Genomic DNA, 15,206 nt, shown 5'->3' with positions numbered 1-15,206 from the left:
CATTTCCCTTACTTTCTGATGGCTGTAAATACGATGCGCTGCTCGCCCTCCCGGGGAGGGCTTTTGCGGAGGTCGCCGTAGACGTGGACGCGGGTAAACCCCGCCGCCTCCAAAGCCTGACGCAGCTCATCAACGCTGTAGGCCCGCTCCCGGTGCAGCTCGGTGCTGCGGCTCCAACTGCCGTCGCCGCGGCGGCTGAAGATATCCATCCAATAGGTCACAACGCGCCGGGCGTACTCCGCGCGCCACACACAGTACACATCCTCCGTCTCATCCAAAAATATCTGCCCGTCCAGCCGGCGGAGCTTCTCCTCGGAATTGACGTCAAAGATCAGTATGCCCCCTGGGGCGATAAACAACCGCAGCCGCTCCAATGTGGCGCGCAGATCCCTGGGGCTTGTCAGATAATTGATGCTGTCAAGGGCGCATACCGCGGCTTCCACCGTGCCGTACAGGTCCAGCTCCGGCATGGACTGGTGCAGAAAAAGGGGGCGCTCCCCCTCCAGGTTCCAGGACTTCCGCTGCGCCTGGGCCAGCATTTCCTCGGACCCGTCCACCCCGATCATCTCATATCCCCGCTGGGCCAGCATGCAGGTGAGGGTGCCCGTCCCACAGGCCAAATCCAGCACGGTGCGGACCGGAATGCGGCTCTCCCCGAACAGCTTCTCCAGGTAGTCCGCCCGCCGCTCATATCCCACGTCGGTGGTCAGCGCGTCGTAAAAGCGGGCCAGGGACTCATAGCTGCTCATTGTTCCCGCGTCCGCTCAAAGGCGATTTCATAACCGCCCGCGCCATAGCTCAAAGAGCGGTTGACCCGGCTGATGGTGGCGCTGGAGGCGCCGGTGCGCTCCAGAATATCGTTGTAGATCATCCCTTGGCTCAGCAGCTCCGCCACCTCAAAGCGCTGCTCCATGGCACGCAGTTCAGATACCGTGCAAAGGTCCTGGAAGAATGCGTAGCACTCCTCCTCTGTTTTCAGCGTCAGGATCGCCTTATAGAGCGCCCCGTTCTTTTCCTTTTTTCCGATTCTGACCATACGGATCCTCTCCTTTCAAGAGACTGTTCCTCCTGATTTTAGCATTGTGAAGCGTAAAAGTAAAGCGTTTCTTTCTCACCTCTTTTTCCCGCCCGGCATAGATTGTGGAAAAGAAAGGTGGGGTCTTATGGAGAGTCTGGAGATTGCCCAGCGGACGGCACAGCGGGAGTGGACCGTGGACGGCATTCCCGTGCTGACGGCGGAACTGAACCTTCCTCAACCGGTGGGGGAAGGCAGAGGCCTTCGGAGGCTCTGCCGATATTATGAACAGTTCGGCCGCTCGTATCTGCGCTACTGCGAACGCTTTCTCTTCCCTCAGGCGGCGGAGGCCTATCGGGACGCGCTCTGTGCCAGCGCGCCCCTGCCCGCCTGCACCGCCTCCCTCACGCACCGCATCACCTGGAACGAGGGCGGTGTCCTGAGCCTGTTCACCGACTCCTGCGAGTCCTGCGGCACCCGGCCGCTGCGGGTGCGGCGGGGCGACACCTGGGATTTGAGCAGCTTCCTCCCCGTCTCCCTGGCCGACTGCTTCCCGCCGCGGTGCAATTACCGCAAGCGGGTGCAGGAGCACGCGGCCGGCTGCATTGAAAGGCAGCTGACCGCTCAGACGTCCGTATACCGGGAGGACTGGCGCCGGGCGCTGAGGCGCGGGTTCAACCGGGAGAACTTCTATCTGAGCGGTGAGGGCCTCTGTGTGTTCTATCAGATGTTTGTCCTGGCCCCGCCCATGGAGGGCATCCCCGTCTTTTGTCTTCCCTACGACAAGGAGGGCCCCTTTTCCCATCCCCGGCGGGGATAGCTCTTCAGAAAAAAAGAGGCCCCGTCTCCGGGGCCTCCCCTATGGGTTTACTTGGAAACGGCGGCCTTCTTCCCCTTTTCCTTGGTCTGCCAGCGGTCCACGCAGATGGCGCAGGAAGCGTCTCCGATGACGTTCAGCGTGGTGCGGCCCATGTCAAAGAGACGGTCGATGCCATAGATCAGGCCGATGTAAATGGGATCGATATTCACCGCCTGAAGCACCATGGCCAGCATGATCATGCCGGCGCCGGAGGTTCCCGCCGTGCCGATGGAAGCCAGCGTCGCGGTGACGACGATCATCACCATCTGCCCCACAGTCAGCTGGATGCCCATGCAGCAGGCGATGAAGATGGCGGCCACGCACTGGTAGATGGCGGTTCCGTCCATGTTAATGGTGGCGCCCAGAGGCAGCACAAAGGAGGACACCTCCGAGTCGCATCCCATCTTATCGCAGCACTCCTTGGAGATGGGCAGCGTGGCGATGGAGGAGGTGGAGGAGAAGGCGAAGATCATGGCCGGGAAAATCCCCTTGAAAAACTGAAGGGGGCTCATGCCTGCAAAGACCTTCACCGACGCGGAGTAAACGAGGATGCCGTGGAGGATATAGCCAAGGTAGGCGGCCCCCAGGACGATGGCAAGGCTGGTCAGAATCTTCGGTCCCTGACTGGCCACCACCCAGGTCATCAGACAAAAAACGCCGATGGGCGATACGTTGATGATGAACATCATCACCTTCATCATCACCGCGTAGAAGGAGCTGACAATGTCCGCCGCGATTTTCCCCGCCTCACCGGCCAGCAGGATGCCGGCGCCGAACAACAACGCGATGACGATGACCTGGAGCATTGACGCCGTGCGCAGGGACTCCCAGAGGTTACTTGGGAAGATGTTGACAATGGTGTCCATCAGGCTGCTGGTGGCCGCCTCGTAGGCCTGGTCCTCTGCCATCTGCAGCACCGGGAAGGCTGGCTTGAAAATGTTTGCAATCACCAGTCCGATGATACAGGCAATGGCTGTGGTCACAAGGAAATAGACCACGGTCTTCCATCCGATGGCCCCCACCTTCTTGATGTCCTTCATGGAGACGATGCCGTCGATGATGGACAGCACCACCACGGGAACCACCACGAACTTCAGCAGATTGATGAAAATGGTACCGAAAGGCTTGATATAGCTGGTGGTGAAGCTGTCCGCCGCATCCGCGCCCATGGCGGCCCAGAGGATTCCACCCAGTACAATGCCGGCTATCATCGCAATGCCAATCCACGCTGGAAGTGAAAGACGCTTTTTCTCCTTCATATTCCCTCACCTTTCTCCGCAATCTTGATTCCCTGCCGCCTGAGACAGCCGCTTTTCCACTTCTCCGGTTATCGCAGGCGGCCTTCTATGGAAATATTTTACTCTTTTTAAACGCGGATTGCAACCCACAGTTGGTGATCTTCTTCATTTTCATTCTTTAAAGCGCGGAATTTTATGTTCAAACTGCACAAAAAATGATCTGCCCCAATGGGGCAGATCATTTTTAAAGCAATCCGGAAAGCACCTTGACCGCCAGCAGCACAAGCACCACCAGCACCACGGGCCGCACGATCCGCGAGCCGTTCCTGATGGCCAGCCCGGCACCCACAAAGTGGCCCGCAAAGGAGGCCGCCGTTGCGATCAGGCCAAGCTGCCAGAAGACCTGGCCGTGGAGCATGGCGGTGACCATACTGGAAAGTCCGGAGGCCAGGTTGACCACCTTCACGTTTCCTCCGGCGGTGCGCACGTCCATCTTGCCCCACCGGGTGAAGATCAACAGCAAAAATGTCCCTGTGCCGGGTCCATAGAACCCGTCGTAGGAGCCGATGACCAGCGCCGCGGCCAAAACCACGGCCGCCTGCTTTTTCGGATCGATCTCCCCCGGCTCCTCCGGGAAGGAGCGCTGGCGCAGCACCACAAAGGCCACCACCGGCAGCACGATCAGCAGCAGGAGCTGAAGATACTTCTCGTCGATCAGCAGCTGGAGCCGGGTGCCCAGTGCGGAGCCGGTCAGCGCCAGCACCACCGCGGGCAGCGCCAGGGACCAGGTCACGTATCCGTTTTTGAGAAACCGTCCGGTGGAGGCGATGCTTCCAAGAGAAGCGGAAACCTTATTGGTCCCCAGCGCCATATGCATGGGAAGCCCTGCCAAAAGATATGTAGGCAGGGACACAATTCCGCCCCCACCCGCGATGGCATCCACAAAAGAGGCCAGAAATACGCCCACCACGGCGATGAGCACCATGGGCAGTGTCAGCGTCATCTCCTCACCTGTCCTGCTGCTCTTCCTGCCGCTGGCGGGAGAGCTCTAAGATCGTCTCAAACAGCTTGTCCACGTATGCGGTGAGACTGCGGTTGCGGAGCATCTTCTCACGGTTGCGCACTTTGGCGGCCTCCCGGGCCTCATTCCACACCTCGATGCCTCCCTCGTTTTTCAGCACGCCCATCCGGGTGGAAATGGCCATCCGCTGTTCAAACAGCGTGACGATCTGCTCGTCGATGACATCCAGTTCCAGCCGCAGCTTATCCAGCTCCTGCATTGGCGACTCTCCCTTCTTGATTCAATTCTCCTGCTGGGCCCGGTGGGCCTCCATCAGGCAGATATACCCCTCGGCGGAATACTGGTTTTCACCGATCTCCCGCTCCGTCAGGGGACGGATGACTTTTGCCGGGCTGCCCATGGCCAGCGAGCCGTCGGGAATCACCATATGCCCTGTCACCAGGGCGCCGGCCCCCACCACGCAGTCGCTGCCCACCTGGGCGCCGTCCAATACCACGGCGCCCATGCCAATGAGCGTGTTGTCTCCAACGGTGCAGCCGTGGACCACCGCGCCGTGTCCGATGGTGCAGCCGCTGCCGATGGTGGTCAGGTTATGGACCACGGCGCAGTCCTGAATGTTGGTCCGCGCCCCGATCACCACCTTGCCGTTGTCGCCCCGCACCGAAGCGCCATACCAGACGGAACACTTTTCCCCAAACGTCACATCGCCGGTGACGGCGGCGTTTTTGGCGATCCAGACCGCCTCGTCGGTCTCCATCACTTCCGCATGAATCTCCACCGCGCTCACCTCAGATTCCCTGGGCGAAGTTTCCATTTTCAAACACCGGAACCTCCCGCCCGTCATGGGTGGTTCCCACAATGGACAGGTCCGGCGTCCCCACCATGAAGTCCACGTGGGTGATGGATTCGTTGAGTCCCCGCTCCTTCAGCTCCTCCTTGCCCATCTCCCGGCCCCGCTCTATGCAGGGGTATGCCTCGCCGAAGGCAATGTGGCAGGCGGCGTTCTCGTCGAACAGGGTGTTGTAGAACAGAATCTTCTGATTGGAGATGGGGCTGTCGTAGGGCACCAGCGCCACCTCGCCGAAATAGGATGCGCCCTCGTCCACGGAGATGGCGGCCTTCAGCGTCTCCTCGCCCTTTTCCGCGTGGGCCTCCACGATCTTGCCCTCTTTTACCACAAAGTGGAATTGATCGATGATGTTTCCGTCATGGACCAGCGGCAGAGCGGAATAGACCACGCCGTTGACGCCGGTGCGCAGCGGGGAGGTGAATATCTCCTCGGTGGGCATGTTGGCGACAAAGGACCGGCCGGAGAGCAGCCTGTCGTCACCGGATTCCCACACGTGTCCCTCAGGCAGCTCCACCGTCAGGTCCGTGCCCAGGGAGTTGGTGTAATGGAGAGAGCGGAAGCGCAGCGCATTGAGCCTCTCCTTCCGCTCCGCCAGCGTCGCAAGGTGCTTTTCCCACCTCTCCACGGATGTCCCGTCGCCGCTGATGCGCACGGCGGAGAAAATGGCCTCCCACAGCTTTTCCATGGCCCGCTCCTCTCCGTCCTCCGGGAAGACGGTCTTTGCCCAGCTGGGGATGGGGATAGAGGCGATGCACCAGGGGAAGCCGCTGCACATCTGGAGCCGGTTAAACTCCCTGAGCGCCTTTCCGCTGGAGCGCTGAGCCCGGACGATGCGGTCGGACTCCACCCCTTTGAGGCTCTCCGGGTCCGTGGCGGAAATGGCAAGGTAGGCCGCGCCCTCCAGCGCATAGTCGTTGAAAAAGTGGCGGCGCCACAGCGGCACGTGGTCAAAGACCTCCTCCCGGGCGTGGAGGTACTTCATCCTGCTCAGGGCGTCGTCGGTCCAGTTCATCACCACTTCCCGGCAGCCGGCCTCATAGGCCTTCTCCGCGCACACTCTTGCAAAAAAAGCGCACTCCACCGGCGCGGAGATCACCAGGTTCTGTCCCTTCTGGATATTGAGGCCCACACGGATCAGCAGCTTTGCATACTCCTGCAGTTTATCGTTCATGTTCTGTTTTCTCCTTACCAGTTGATTTCCAAATTGTAAGCACTGGCATCTATTATATGTCGTCAAGTGCTATTTTACTGCGATTCCTCCGCCAAGTAAAGGCAGAGGGCCGGAAAACTTTTCCTCACTCCATGTCCTCCGGCCCGATCCGCCGCCAGTCCTTGCGCATGGACATGAGCATCCCGTTGAACTCCGCCCCCATCACCAGCGTGGTGGCGCTGAGGTAGAGCCAGATCATCAGCACAATCACCGCGCCGATGGAGCCGTAGATCACCGTGTAGTTTGCAAAATTCTCCACATAAAAGGAGAACAGCATGGAAAGGGTCATCCACATCACCAGAGAAAACAAAATGCCCGGCAGGATGTTCTTCAGCGGCTGGCGCCGGTCCTGGGCCAGGGCATACAGCGATCCAAGGGCAAAGGCCAGGATCAGGCCCAGTGCCGGAAAACGGAGGCTGGCCCACCAGGAGGCAAACATTTGAGGCAGGTGAAAGTTATCCACCAGCAGGTTCAGCACCCGGTCGCCCACCGTAACCAGCGTCAGGGAAAGACCGATGGTAAGAATCAAAAACACGGTGTAGATCAGCGTCTTCATCTGGTGGAGCAGCACCCTGGAGGGCGGGCCAAGGTGATAGGCCGTGCGCACGGACAGGATCAGGGAGTTGGTGGCCCGCATGGGAAAGTAGATGGAAAACACCAGTCCAAACCACATCATGCGGCTGCTGGAGGTCTGAGACACATAGCTGAGATACAGCTCCAGAAAATCCACCACCTCTTTGGGGATCAGGCCCTGAAGCCCAATGGCGATGGCATCCACATCCAGATGCAAAAGGCCGATGAGGGAGCTGATGAAGATCAGAAACGGAAAGAGCATAAAGAGCAGATAGTAGGCCAGCGCGGCGGAATCCCGGGCCACGCCGTGCTGGTAGTAGCGCCGCACCATCAGGTAGATGCCTCTTCCAAATTTGCCGGCCGGCAGCGGATGGTCTTTCATGCGACGCCCCCTTTCATAAAATGTCGGTTCTACGCAGTATATCACAGCAAATGGAAAAAAGGAAGAAGAAAGCGTCGCCCGCTGTTGCGCCTTGCATTTCTCCGGCCGCCGCGGTATACTGATTTTATCCATACTGAGGAGGGGTATTCATGAGCGAATATGGCGGCAATATCCGGGACCTGCCTGTGGTAACAGGGGGACACTTTATTGAAAATTCCACGAAAAAGATTGTATTCGGGCCGGATGGCCGGTTTTGGGGCGACTATGTCATGCGGCTGTTTACCCTGGAGAGCGGCGCGGAGAGCAGTATCCACGCCCACGCCTGGTGCCACTGGTTCATGTGTATCAAGGGCGAGGGGTACTTCATGGTGGACGGCGAGCGCATCCCCCTGGAGTTCGGCACATGGATCCACGTGCCCTCCGGTGTGCGCCACAACTTCGGCAACACCGGAAAGGGAGAGCTGATGGGCCTTTGCATCGTCCCGCCGGAGGGCGACGTCAATCCCCTGACCGGCTGCTGAGCATAACTGAAAGCGGGAAGCCAAACAGGCTTCCCGCTTTTTGATTCATATCTGCCAAAGTACCGCGGCGGACCGATTCCCTGGCGCAAAAGCCGGGAAGATCCGGCGCCCGCGGCTCTTTCCCTTACGCTCTGAACACAAAGGCGCTGTCAAACCCGGTCCGGATGGCATCCCGGATGCGGCCGCCCCGGGCCGCGTCTCCCACCGCCACCGTGTTGGGGAACGCCTTTTCAAATTCCTCCACAAGGGCGCTCCGGGGCCGCACGCCAAGGGCCAGCACCACGGTGTCCGCCTCCAGGCGCACTGTTTCCCCATCGCTGAGACGGGTCATGGTGATCTGACCGGGCGCGATGGACTCCAGCCGGTGGCCTGTAAAGATCTTGGGGTCCTTGATGCGGCTCATGGTGTCGTCGAGCACCACGTTGTAGATCCCAGGGCCCACTGTGTCCAGCATCTCCACCAGCGTCAGGTCCATTCCCCGGCCGGAGAGGATTTCCGCTGTCTCCAGTCCGGTCAGACCGGTGCCGATAATGGTCACCTTTCCACGGGGCGTGACCTTGCCTAAGATTACATCCTCCGCCAAAAACACCCGCTTTCCGTCCGCGCCGGGCAGCCTGGGCACCAGAGGATCGGCGCCCGCGGCCACGAACACGCCCACCGGATCCAGCTCCTTCACCTGCTCCACCGTGGGCGCGCAGTTCAGCCGGATTTCCACGCCTGCGCGGCGCAGCTGGGTCTCCATGGTGCGGATCAGCCCCTCCAGATTCTCCTTGTGTGGAGGCTTGTCCGCCACGTTCAGCGTTCCGCCCAGGCATCCCTCCTTTTCAAAAAGCACCACCCGGAACTCCCTGTGGGCCAGAGTCAGCGCCGCCTGCATGCCCGCGGGGCCTCCGCCGATCACAGCCACAATGCGGTCCGCCCCGTCGGTGCGGAAGCCCCGGTGGTCGTATTCTCTGCCCAGGCGGGGATTCACCGTGCACTGGACGCTCATGCCCTTTCCAAGCAGCCGCTCCCGGCAGTACATGCAGCCGATACAGCTGCGGATCTCATCCGCCCGGCCGGAACGGGCCTTGTTCATGAACTCCGGATCGGCCAGTTGGCTGCGGCCCAGTCCCACGAAATCGCATACGCCCTCCTCTAACAGCGCCTCGGCAAAGTCCGGGGTCTTGATGGTATTGGTGGCGATGACCGGAATGCGCAGCGCTTCTTTAAACGCCTTGGCCACGTGCTTTTTCCAGCCCGGGGTGTAGGAAAAGGGATCGCAGTTGGCGTTGCCGTTGAGGGAGGAACCGTTGGAGATGTTGATGCAGTCGATGCCGCACTGCTCCAGGTACTTGCCGATCTCCAGCCCGTCCTCCAGGGTCAAAAATCCCTCCACATCCGTCATCTCGTCGCCGCAGATGCGAACGGAGATGGGATAATTGCCCAATTTTGCCCGGATGCCCTCGATGATCTCCCGGATGACGCGGCAGCGGTTTTCCAGGCTGCCGCCGTACCGGTCCGTTCGGCGGTTGTAGTACCTGCTGAAAAACTCCGCCAGCAGGTAGGAGTGGGCGCCGTGGAGCTCCACACCGTCGTAGCCCGCCTTCTTGCAGCGGACCGCGGCGTCGATAAACTTCTGCTCCACCCGGCGGATGTCCTCCTCGGTCATGGGCCGGGGCGTCGGCTTTCCCGGCGCGATGGGCACGTCGCTTGGGGCGATGTTCTGCCGCCCGGTCAGCGCCGGGTTGGAGGTGGCGCCGCCGTGGTGCAGCTGGGCAAAAATCTTGCAGCCGTACTGGTGCACCGCGTCGGTCAGCTTTTCGCACTCGGCGATGTGGTAGTCCTGAGCGATGCGGAAGTTGTGGATATCCGGGATGGAATCCACATCGTCCACGCCGGTGAACTCGTTGATGATGAGGCCGATGCCTCCTCTGGCCCGCTCCTCATAGTAGCGGATCAGCTGCTCGGTGGCACAGCCTGAACGGTCGGCAAAATCGGTGCCCATGGGCATCATGACCGCCCGGTTCTTCAGAACCAGAGGTCCGATACGGCCGGTTTCAAATAATCTTTCGTAAGCCATGGCTTTACTTCTCAAAATTCCGGTTGTGGCTGAAGTGCCCCGCATTGGCCACCGGAGCGATGGTGCTGACCCAGCGGTTGGTGTAGTTGAAGAAGCCGGCCACAAACGCGGCCTCCAAAATCTCATGGTCGTTGAAGCCCGCCTGACGCAGCTTTTCGATCTGCTCCTCCCCGATCTCATCGGCGTGCTTGGTCACATACCAGGCATATTCGCACAGGGCGTACTGCTTTTCGCTCAGCATATCCCTGGCGGAGCGGAAATTATAGCTCAGCTTATCCACCAGGATAGGGTTTTTGGTGTAGCCCCGCAGCGCGTCCCCATGGGTGGTCAGGCAGTAGGAGCAACAGTTGATGGAGGACACCACCACGCCGATCATCTCCTTGTCGGCATTGGTGAGGTAGCAGGTCTCAGGGTTGAAAAGAGAGCCCTTGAAGTTCAAAAAGCCGATGTACTGAGAGGCGTTGAGGGGCAGCACCTTGAAGAGGTTGTTGATAAAGCCCCAATTCTTTTCCATGGCCTCCACATTCTGGTTGAAGACCTCATACTCCTTGTTGGTCATCTCGTCCCGGTTGGGCTTTTGCAGGCGGGACAGCTGTTCATCAAATTCCAGTGCCATAATAATATCCTCCTTTTCGTTCTCTTCCCGGCGACTCCAGGCGCCGGGCCGGCCAACGGACTTCCCGGCACCGTCCGCTGATAAAATGGTAGCACTTGTGACGCCGAATGTAAAGGTCAATCAGGCGCGGCAGGAAGTTCCTGCCGCGCTCTTTGCATATTGATCAGTCCGCGGGGCAGATGGCAAAACATCTGGCCGGGAATCCAGTGCCGTCTTTGAGCTTGGGAAACGCGCAGACGATCAGTCCGCCCACCGGCGTCAGCTGGTCCAGATTGCGCATGACTTCGATCTGGATGCGGTTTGCCTCAAGGATGTACTGTTCGCCGGGATAGGGATAGGCGTCCTCCCTTGTGGTGACAAAGCCCGGGTCTGTGTCCGCCGGCTCATGTCCGATGGCCCCAATGTTGCGCTCCTCCACCAGCCACTGAATGGCCGCCTTGTCCCAGCCGGGGTAGTGGGGCACGCCGTTTTCATCCGGATTGTCCAGATTGGCCTTTTTGTGCCAGTCGGAGCGGAAGGCCACAAAGGCGTTCTCCGGAATCCGGCCGTATGCCGCTTCCCACGCCTTCAAATCCTCCACCGTCAGCATGAAGTCCGGGTTGGCCGCGCATTCGGCGGACTTGTCCACCACCAGGGGATAGACCATCTCCTGGACCGCGATTTCGTTCATGGCCCGGCCGTCGCCCCAGAAGTGGCGGGGCACATCCACATGGGTCCCGTACTGGCTGGCCACGCTGTACTGGTAGCAGCGCATGGGAGCGGCTTTCTCCTCCGGTGTCCCCTCGGCATAGTCGAACAGCAGCTCGGCCTGGAGGGGCTGGAACCCAAACCAGTGGGGCGTCTCAGGACTCAGCTCATGGGTCAGATCCACCCATTTGTATTTTGCGCTCTTCCATTCCTTTACCTGGTCCCACAGTTTAAGATTAGCCATAAGCGAATCCTCCTTTTCCAAATTGGCAGCATTATACACTTTAAATCGATAAATTGCAGTCTATATCTGACAGAAAATTCTGTTGCCCTGCATTTTATCTTCCACGACAAACACACTTGGAAAAATCGTCTTTCCCAATCCCCACCAATTGAATCGCCTCTTTTTCACTCCAGGGAAAAGGAATCCGGCCACCCTTATTTTCGCATGAAAAGCACGGTCGGCCTGCAAAATGCAGGCCGACCGGTTCATACGTAATTTAAAAAACAGGTTGGACACTTACGCGCAGCCCACTGTCAGCAGCAGATTGGCAAAGGTGCGCTTTTCTCCGGTGGAGATCACCATGCGCACGCCGTCCACGCAGCAGGCATCGTAGAACTCATAGCGGCCTAACTTTTGAAGCTCCATGCCGCCCAACATCTGCCGGAACTCGCCGAAGATTTCGGGAGTGGTCCCGTCGGCGGGGTCCATTACCTCCGCCTTCTCGAAGTTGGCCACGCTCTGCAGCGCCGCCAGCACATCGGTCACCGTGGGAAGGCCGGGCGTCAGCCCCAGGTAGACCTTCTCCGCACTGCCCGTCTTGGAGGCCAGCGGATAGTTGCCGTCGGCAATGAGGATTTTGTCGCCGTGTCCGCACAGGGACAGCAGCCGCATGAGCTCGGGGTGAATGCATTGACCGGTCAGCATGCTCTCAATCCTCCTTATTTCTCATTTTCCCGCAGCTGGCCCAGCTTCCCGCCGGGATGGCAGCGGACATATTTGACAGGGTCCCAATCCTGCTCCACCTGGAGCGCCACGCTCAGCGCCTGCAGCGTCAGCATCTCGGCCAGGATGGAGTTGCGGGGCGCCCGATTCAGGGGGCCGCCCTCCTCGCTTACGCCGGCAAAAAGGCACTCGTCGCTCTCCCGGGCCAGCCAGGAATCCATATGGCCCGTAATACCGATCACCTTGCAGCCGTTGTTCTTCACAGCCAGGACCGTAGCCTTCAGTTCGACGGTCTCGCCGGAGTTGGAGATGGCGATGACCACGTCGTCCGCCGCCAGCTGGCCGCATGAGCCGTGGACGGCCTCGGTGCCGTGGAGGAAGTAACAGGGGTTGCCGGTGGAGGAGAACAGAGACGCCATGTAGGCGGAGACATGGCCCGGCTTGCCGATGCCGGTGATGTGGAGGCGGCCGCCGTTTTTCTGGGCCTCCAGAATGATCTGAGCAGCCTTTTCATAGGTCTCGCCGCTGAGGGTGGAGGCAAATGCGGAAAATTCCTTTTGGGCGGAGGCTACAAAGCGGTCCACCGCCTGTCTGCTTTCTTGTTTGAGCATGCAATTCGTTCCTTTCCGTTGGATGATCGGCATGAGGCACGGTTTAGTTCAGCGCATCTAACTCACTCAGGTCAAAGCCCTGGTAACCCCGCTGGCGCATCAGCGAGCGCACCTCCTCAAGGGTGGGCAGGCTGGGCATGGCGCCCATGCGAGAGACGGTGATAGCGGCGGTGTGGCTGGCAAAATTCAGCGCCTGATCCTGGCTGAGTCCGGCGGTGAGGCCGGTGCAGAAGGCAGCCACAAAGGAGTCGCCGGCAGCCGTGGGATCGGCCACGTGGTCCATCTTCACGCAGGCGGTATAGTGGACGCCGTCCACCCCGGCCACGGCGGAGCCGTTGCCTCCCAGGGTGATGATGACGTTTTCCACACCCTTTTCCCGCAGCGCTGCCGCCACCCGCTTCATGTCCTCCTCGTTGACGCCGGTCTCATCGGCGCGCAGAGGCAGTCCGGTGATGGCGGCAGCCTCATGCTCGTTGGGGGAGAGGTATGTAACGCAGGAGAGAAGCTCTTCCGGCAGCGGTGCGGCGGGAGCCGGATTCAGCATCAGCGGCACGCCGGCGGCCTTGGCGTAGGAGGCTACAGCGCAGGTCACGTCCATGGGCAGCTCCAACTGCATCATCAGCAGATCGTACCGGCCGATTTCATCCTTCAGCCATGCCACATCCGCAGTCTTGAGCGTGTAATTTGCACCGGGAATCACGGTGATTCGGTTCTGGGCGCCGTGCTCTGTGACTTCCAGCAGGATGTGGCCTACGCCGGAGGAGACCTCTTTATCCACCAGCACATGGGAAATGTCCACGCCGGCAGCACGGGCCGTGTCTACCATCTCCTGGCCAAAGGAATCTCCTCCCACCTGGCCCACCATGGTCACGTGGGCGCCCAGACGGGCGCACTGCACTGCCTGGTTGGCGCCTTTCCCGCCGGGAGCGGTACGGAAGGACTTGCCGATGACCGTTTCGCCCGAGTTGGGCGCTTTTTCCGTGGAGGCAATCAGGTCCATGACAAAACTGCCGACCACCAAAATCTTCGGTTTTCTCAACATACGTTCCTTTTTCCTTTCACTACGCCTCAAAACGGGGCTGTTAATCGTTTACTTGGATTATAGCGCATCCATTGGCAAAACGCAAGTGTCAATTGTCTTCCCCCAAATGCCCTGCGGCCTGTCTAAAAAGAGGATGCGCCCATGACGCATCCTCTCCTTGAACATCAATCAGTCGATGGGGAACACCCAACCGTGGGTGTCGCTCACGCGGCCCCACTGGATGCCGGTCAGCATATCGTACAGGCGGCGGGACAGGGGGCCCACCTCGTTGTTGTTGATGACATAGTCCTTGCCGTGGATGCACAGCTTGCCCACGGGGGAGATAACAGCGGCGGTGCCGCAGCCCCAGACCTCGTCGACCTTCCCCTCCTCCAGGAGTTTGGCCACGTCATTGATGTCGATCTTTTTCTCCTCCACCGTGTAGCCGTCTTCCTTCAAAAGCTCCACAATGGACTTGCGGGTGATGCCGGGCAGCACGCTGCCCAGGAGGGCCGGCGTCATCACGGTGCTGCCCACCTTGAACATGATGTTCATGCCGCCCACTTCCTCCACATAGCGGCGCTCCACACCGTCCAGCCACAAAACATCGTTGTAGTTCTTGGCATTGGCCCGGTTGGCTGCCCGCTGGGCGCAGGCGTAGTTGCCGCCGCACTTGGCAAAGCCGGTGCCGCCCCGGACGGCGCGGACGTCCTCGTCCTCCACCAGGATGGAGTTGCACTTGAGGCCGCCGGGATAGTAGCTGCCCACAGGGGAGCAGAAGATGTAGAACATGCAGTCGGTGCAGCCGTGGAGTGAGAGGTCTGCGTTGGTGGCCATCATCACCGGGCGGAAGTAGAGGGAGGTGTTGGGCTTGCTGGGCACCCAGTCCTTCTCCACCCTGGCCAGGGCCTCCACAGCCTCCACAAAGGTCTCATAGGGCAGATCGGGCAGCGCCATGCGGGCGGCGGAGTTCTGCATGCGCTTGCCGTTTTCATCCACACGGAACATCTGAATCCTGCCGTCTTCGGTGCGGTAGGCCTTCAGACCCTCGAAAATCTCCAGCGCATAGTTGAGCACAATGGATGCGGGGTTCAGGCTGATATTCTGGAAAGGGACAATGCGGGGATCATACCAGCCCTTGTCCACATTGTAGTCCATTACAAACATGTAGTCGGAATAGGTTGAACCAAACTTTACGGTGTCGATGTCGGGCTTGGGCTTCAAGGTAGCGGCCTGCTCAAAGCGGATGTTCATCATGTTTCTTTCCTCCCATATTGCACGAATGCAAGATTTCAAAATAAAAAGCCTCCGCGCAGTCCTGCCTGAAAACAGGAGAGGCGAAAGCTCAAGCTTCCGTGGTACCACTCTCATTGCCGCAAATGCGGCCGCTCGTCCGCGTGCCCGGTTTTACGGGGACGCGCCTCTCTGTAACGGGAGAACCCGGTGCCGTATACTGGGGCCGATGCCCTTTCTGCGGACTGCTCGCAGGTGACTCGGAAAGGCCCGTGTCCGCTGCCTCTCACCATCCGGCAGCTCTCTTTGGGACGTAGCCCATCCCTTTCCCGGTCATTGCATTTTCGCGCGGTATCTTTTT

17 protein-coding genes are annotated in these 15,206 nt (G+C 59.7%); 2 read left to right on the top strand and 15 right to left on the bottom strand.

All coding sequences use genetic code 11. The features are described 5' to 3' along the window. Positions 1 to 8: 8 nt before the first annotated feature. Together KQI82_RS06035 and KQI82_RS06030 are read right to left on the bottom strand one after the other, a co-directional pair. Positions 9 to 749, bottom strand: coding sequence for a class I SAM-dependent DNA methyltransferase (locus KQI82_RS06035; RefSeq protein WP_216631963.1), 741 nt, complete (start codon positions 747 to 749; stop codon positions 9 to 11). Beyond that, positions 746 to 1,036 (bottom strand): YerC/YecD family TrpR-related protein, encoded by a 291-nt coding sequence (locus KQI82_RS06030; protein ID WP_216631962.1) that lies wholly within the window; start codon positions 1,034 to 1,036, stop codon positions 746 to 748. Before KQI82_RS06030 ends, KQI82_RS06035 begins: the two co-directional genes overlap by 4 nt. A 127-nt stretch (positions 1,037 to 1,163) precedes the next feature. Between KQI82_RS06030 and KQI82_RS06025 the strand changes: the two genes are divergently transcribed. Further along, complete coding sequence (locus KQI82_RS06025; RefSeq protein WP_216631961.1) at positions 1,164 to 1,835, top strand: RsiV family protein; 672 nt, start codon at positions 1,164 to 1,166, stop codon at positions 1,833 to 1,835. A 47-nt stretch (positions 1,836 to 1,882) separates the two neighbouring features. Here KQI82_RS06025 and KQI82_RS06020 read toward each other — a convergent pair whose 3' ends face one another. From KQI82_RS06020 to KQI82_RS05995, 6 genes are all read right to left on the bottom strand, one after another. Continuing rightward, a complete protein-coding gene (locus KQI82_RS06020) occupies positions 1,883 to 3,133 on the bottom strand; it encodes a dicarboxylate/amino acid:cation symporter (RefSeq protein WP_216631960.1) in 1,251 nt (416 codons plus the stop codon). A gap of 223 nt (positions 3,134 to 3,356) precedes the next feature. Next, the gene (locus KQI82_RS06015; RefSeq protein WP_216631959.1) at positions 3,357 to 4,115 is read right to left on the bottom strand and encodes a sulfite exporter TauE/SafE family protein; all 759 of its coding nucleotides are present in this window, start codon (positions 4,113 to 4,115) and stop codon (positions 3,357 to 3,359) included. Positions 4,116 to 4,119: 4 nt separating this feature from the next. Beyond that, positions 4,120 to 4,392 (bottom strand): chorismate mutase, encoded by a 273-nt coding sequence (locus tag KQI82_RS06010; protein ID WP_216631958.1) that lies wholly within the window; start codon positions 4,390 to 4,392, stop codon positions 4,120 to 4,122. A 21-nt stretch (positions 4,393 to 4,413) separates the two neighbouring features. Further along, positions 4,414 to 4,947, bottom strand: a complete 534-nt coding sequence (locus KQI82_RS06005) for a gamma carbonic anhydrase family protein (protein ID WP_338149000.1) — start codon at positions 4,945 to 4,947, stop codon at positions 4,414 to 4,416. Continuing rightward, a complete protein-coding gene (locus KQI82_RS06000; protein WP_216631957.1) occupies positions 4,922 to 6,154 on the bottom strand; it encodes an aminopeptidase in 1,233 nt (410 codons plus the stop codon). Before KQI82_RS06000 ends, KQI82_RS06005 begins: the two co-directional genes overlap by 26 nt. A 124-nt stretch (positions 6,155 to 6,278) precedes the next feature. Next, a complete protein-coding gene (locus tag KQI82_RS05995; protein ID WP_216631956.1) occupies positions 6,279 to 7,148 on the bottom strand; it encodes a YihY/virulence factor BrkB family protein in 870 nt (289 codons plus the stop codon). A 149-nt stretch (positions 7,149 to 7,297) separates the two neighbouring features. Here KQI82_RS05995 and KQI82_RS05990 point away from each other — a divergent pair, with 149 nt between their 5' ends. Beyond that, positions 7,298 to 7,669, top strand: coding sequence for a cupin domain-containing protein (locus KQI82_RS05990; RefSeq protein ID WP_216631955.1), 372 nt, complete (start codon positions 7,298 to 7,300; stop codon positions 7,667 to 7,669). A gap of 124 nt (positions 7,670 to 7,793) precedes the next feature. Here KQI82_RS05990 and KQI82_RS05985 read toward each other — a convergent pair whose 3' ends face one another. The 7 genes from KQI82_RS05985 to KQI82_RS05955 form a co-directional block, all read right to left on the bottom strand. Then, positions 7,794 to 9,731: an NAD(P)/FAD-dependent oxidoreductase gene (locus KQI82_RS05985; protein ID WP_216631954.1), complete on the bottom strand. Its 1,938-nt coding sequence runs from the start codon at positions 9,729 to 9,731 to the stop codon at positions 7,794 to 7,796. A 4-nt stretch (positions 9,732 to 9,735) separates the two neighbouring features. Next, the gene (locus tag KQI82_RS05980) at positions 9,736 to 10,347 is read right to left on the bottom strand and encodes a peroxidase-related enzyme (RefSeq protein ID WP_216631953.1); all 612 of its coding nucleotides are present in this window, start codon (positions 10,345 to 10,347) and stop codon (positions 9,736 to 9,738) included. Positions 10,348 to 10,510: 163 nt separating this feature from the next. Beyond that, complete coding sequence (locus KQI82_RS05975; RefSeq protein WP_216631952.1) at positions 10,511 to 11,278, bottom strand: cyclase family protein; 768 nt, start codon at positions 11,276 to 11,278, stop codon at positions 10,511 to 10,513. Between the two features lie 276 nt (positions 11,279 to 11,554). After that, positions 11,555 to 11,962 (bottom strand): RbsD/FucU family protein, encoded by a 408-nt coding sequence (locus tag KQI82_RS05970; protein WP_216631951.1) that lies wholly within the window; start codon positions 11,960 to 11,962, stop codon positions 11,555 to 11,557. Positions 11,963 to 11,976: 14 nt separating this feature from the next. Continuing rightward, entirely contained in the window at positions 11,977 to 12,591 is a 615-nt protein-coding gene (locus tag KQI82_RS05965; RefSeq protein WP_216631950.1) for an SIS domain-containing protein, read from the bottom strand. Positions 12,592 to 12,634: 43 nt separating this feature from the next. Further along, positions 12,635 to 13,633 carry a ribokinase gene (gene rbsK, locus KQI82_RS05960; protein ID WP_216631949.1) on the bottom strand — a complete coding sequence of 333 codons (999 nt, stop codon included), beginning with the start codon at positions 13,631 to 13,633 and terminating at the stop codon, positions 12,635 to 12,637. A gap of 168 nt (positions 13,634 to 13,801) precedes the next feature. Next, positions 13,802 to 14,869 (bottom strand): branched-chain amino acid aminotransferase, encoded by a 1,068-nt coding sequence (locus KQI82_RS05955; RefSeq protein ID WP_216631948.1) that lies wholly within the window; start codon positions 14,867 to 14,869, stop codon positions 13,802 to 13,804. Positions 14,870 to 15,206: the final 337 nt, after the last annotated feature.

It is taken from the genome of Dysosmobacter acutus (genome assembly GCF_018919205.1).
In the GTDB taxonomy this organism is placed as follows: domain Bacteria; phylum Bacillota; class Clostridia; order Oscillospirales; family Oscillospiraceae; genus Oscillibacter; species Oscillibacter acutus.
This window is presented reverse-complemented; position numbering and strand designations above follow the sequence as displayed.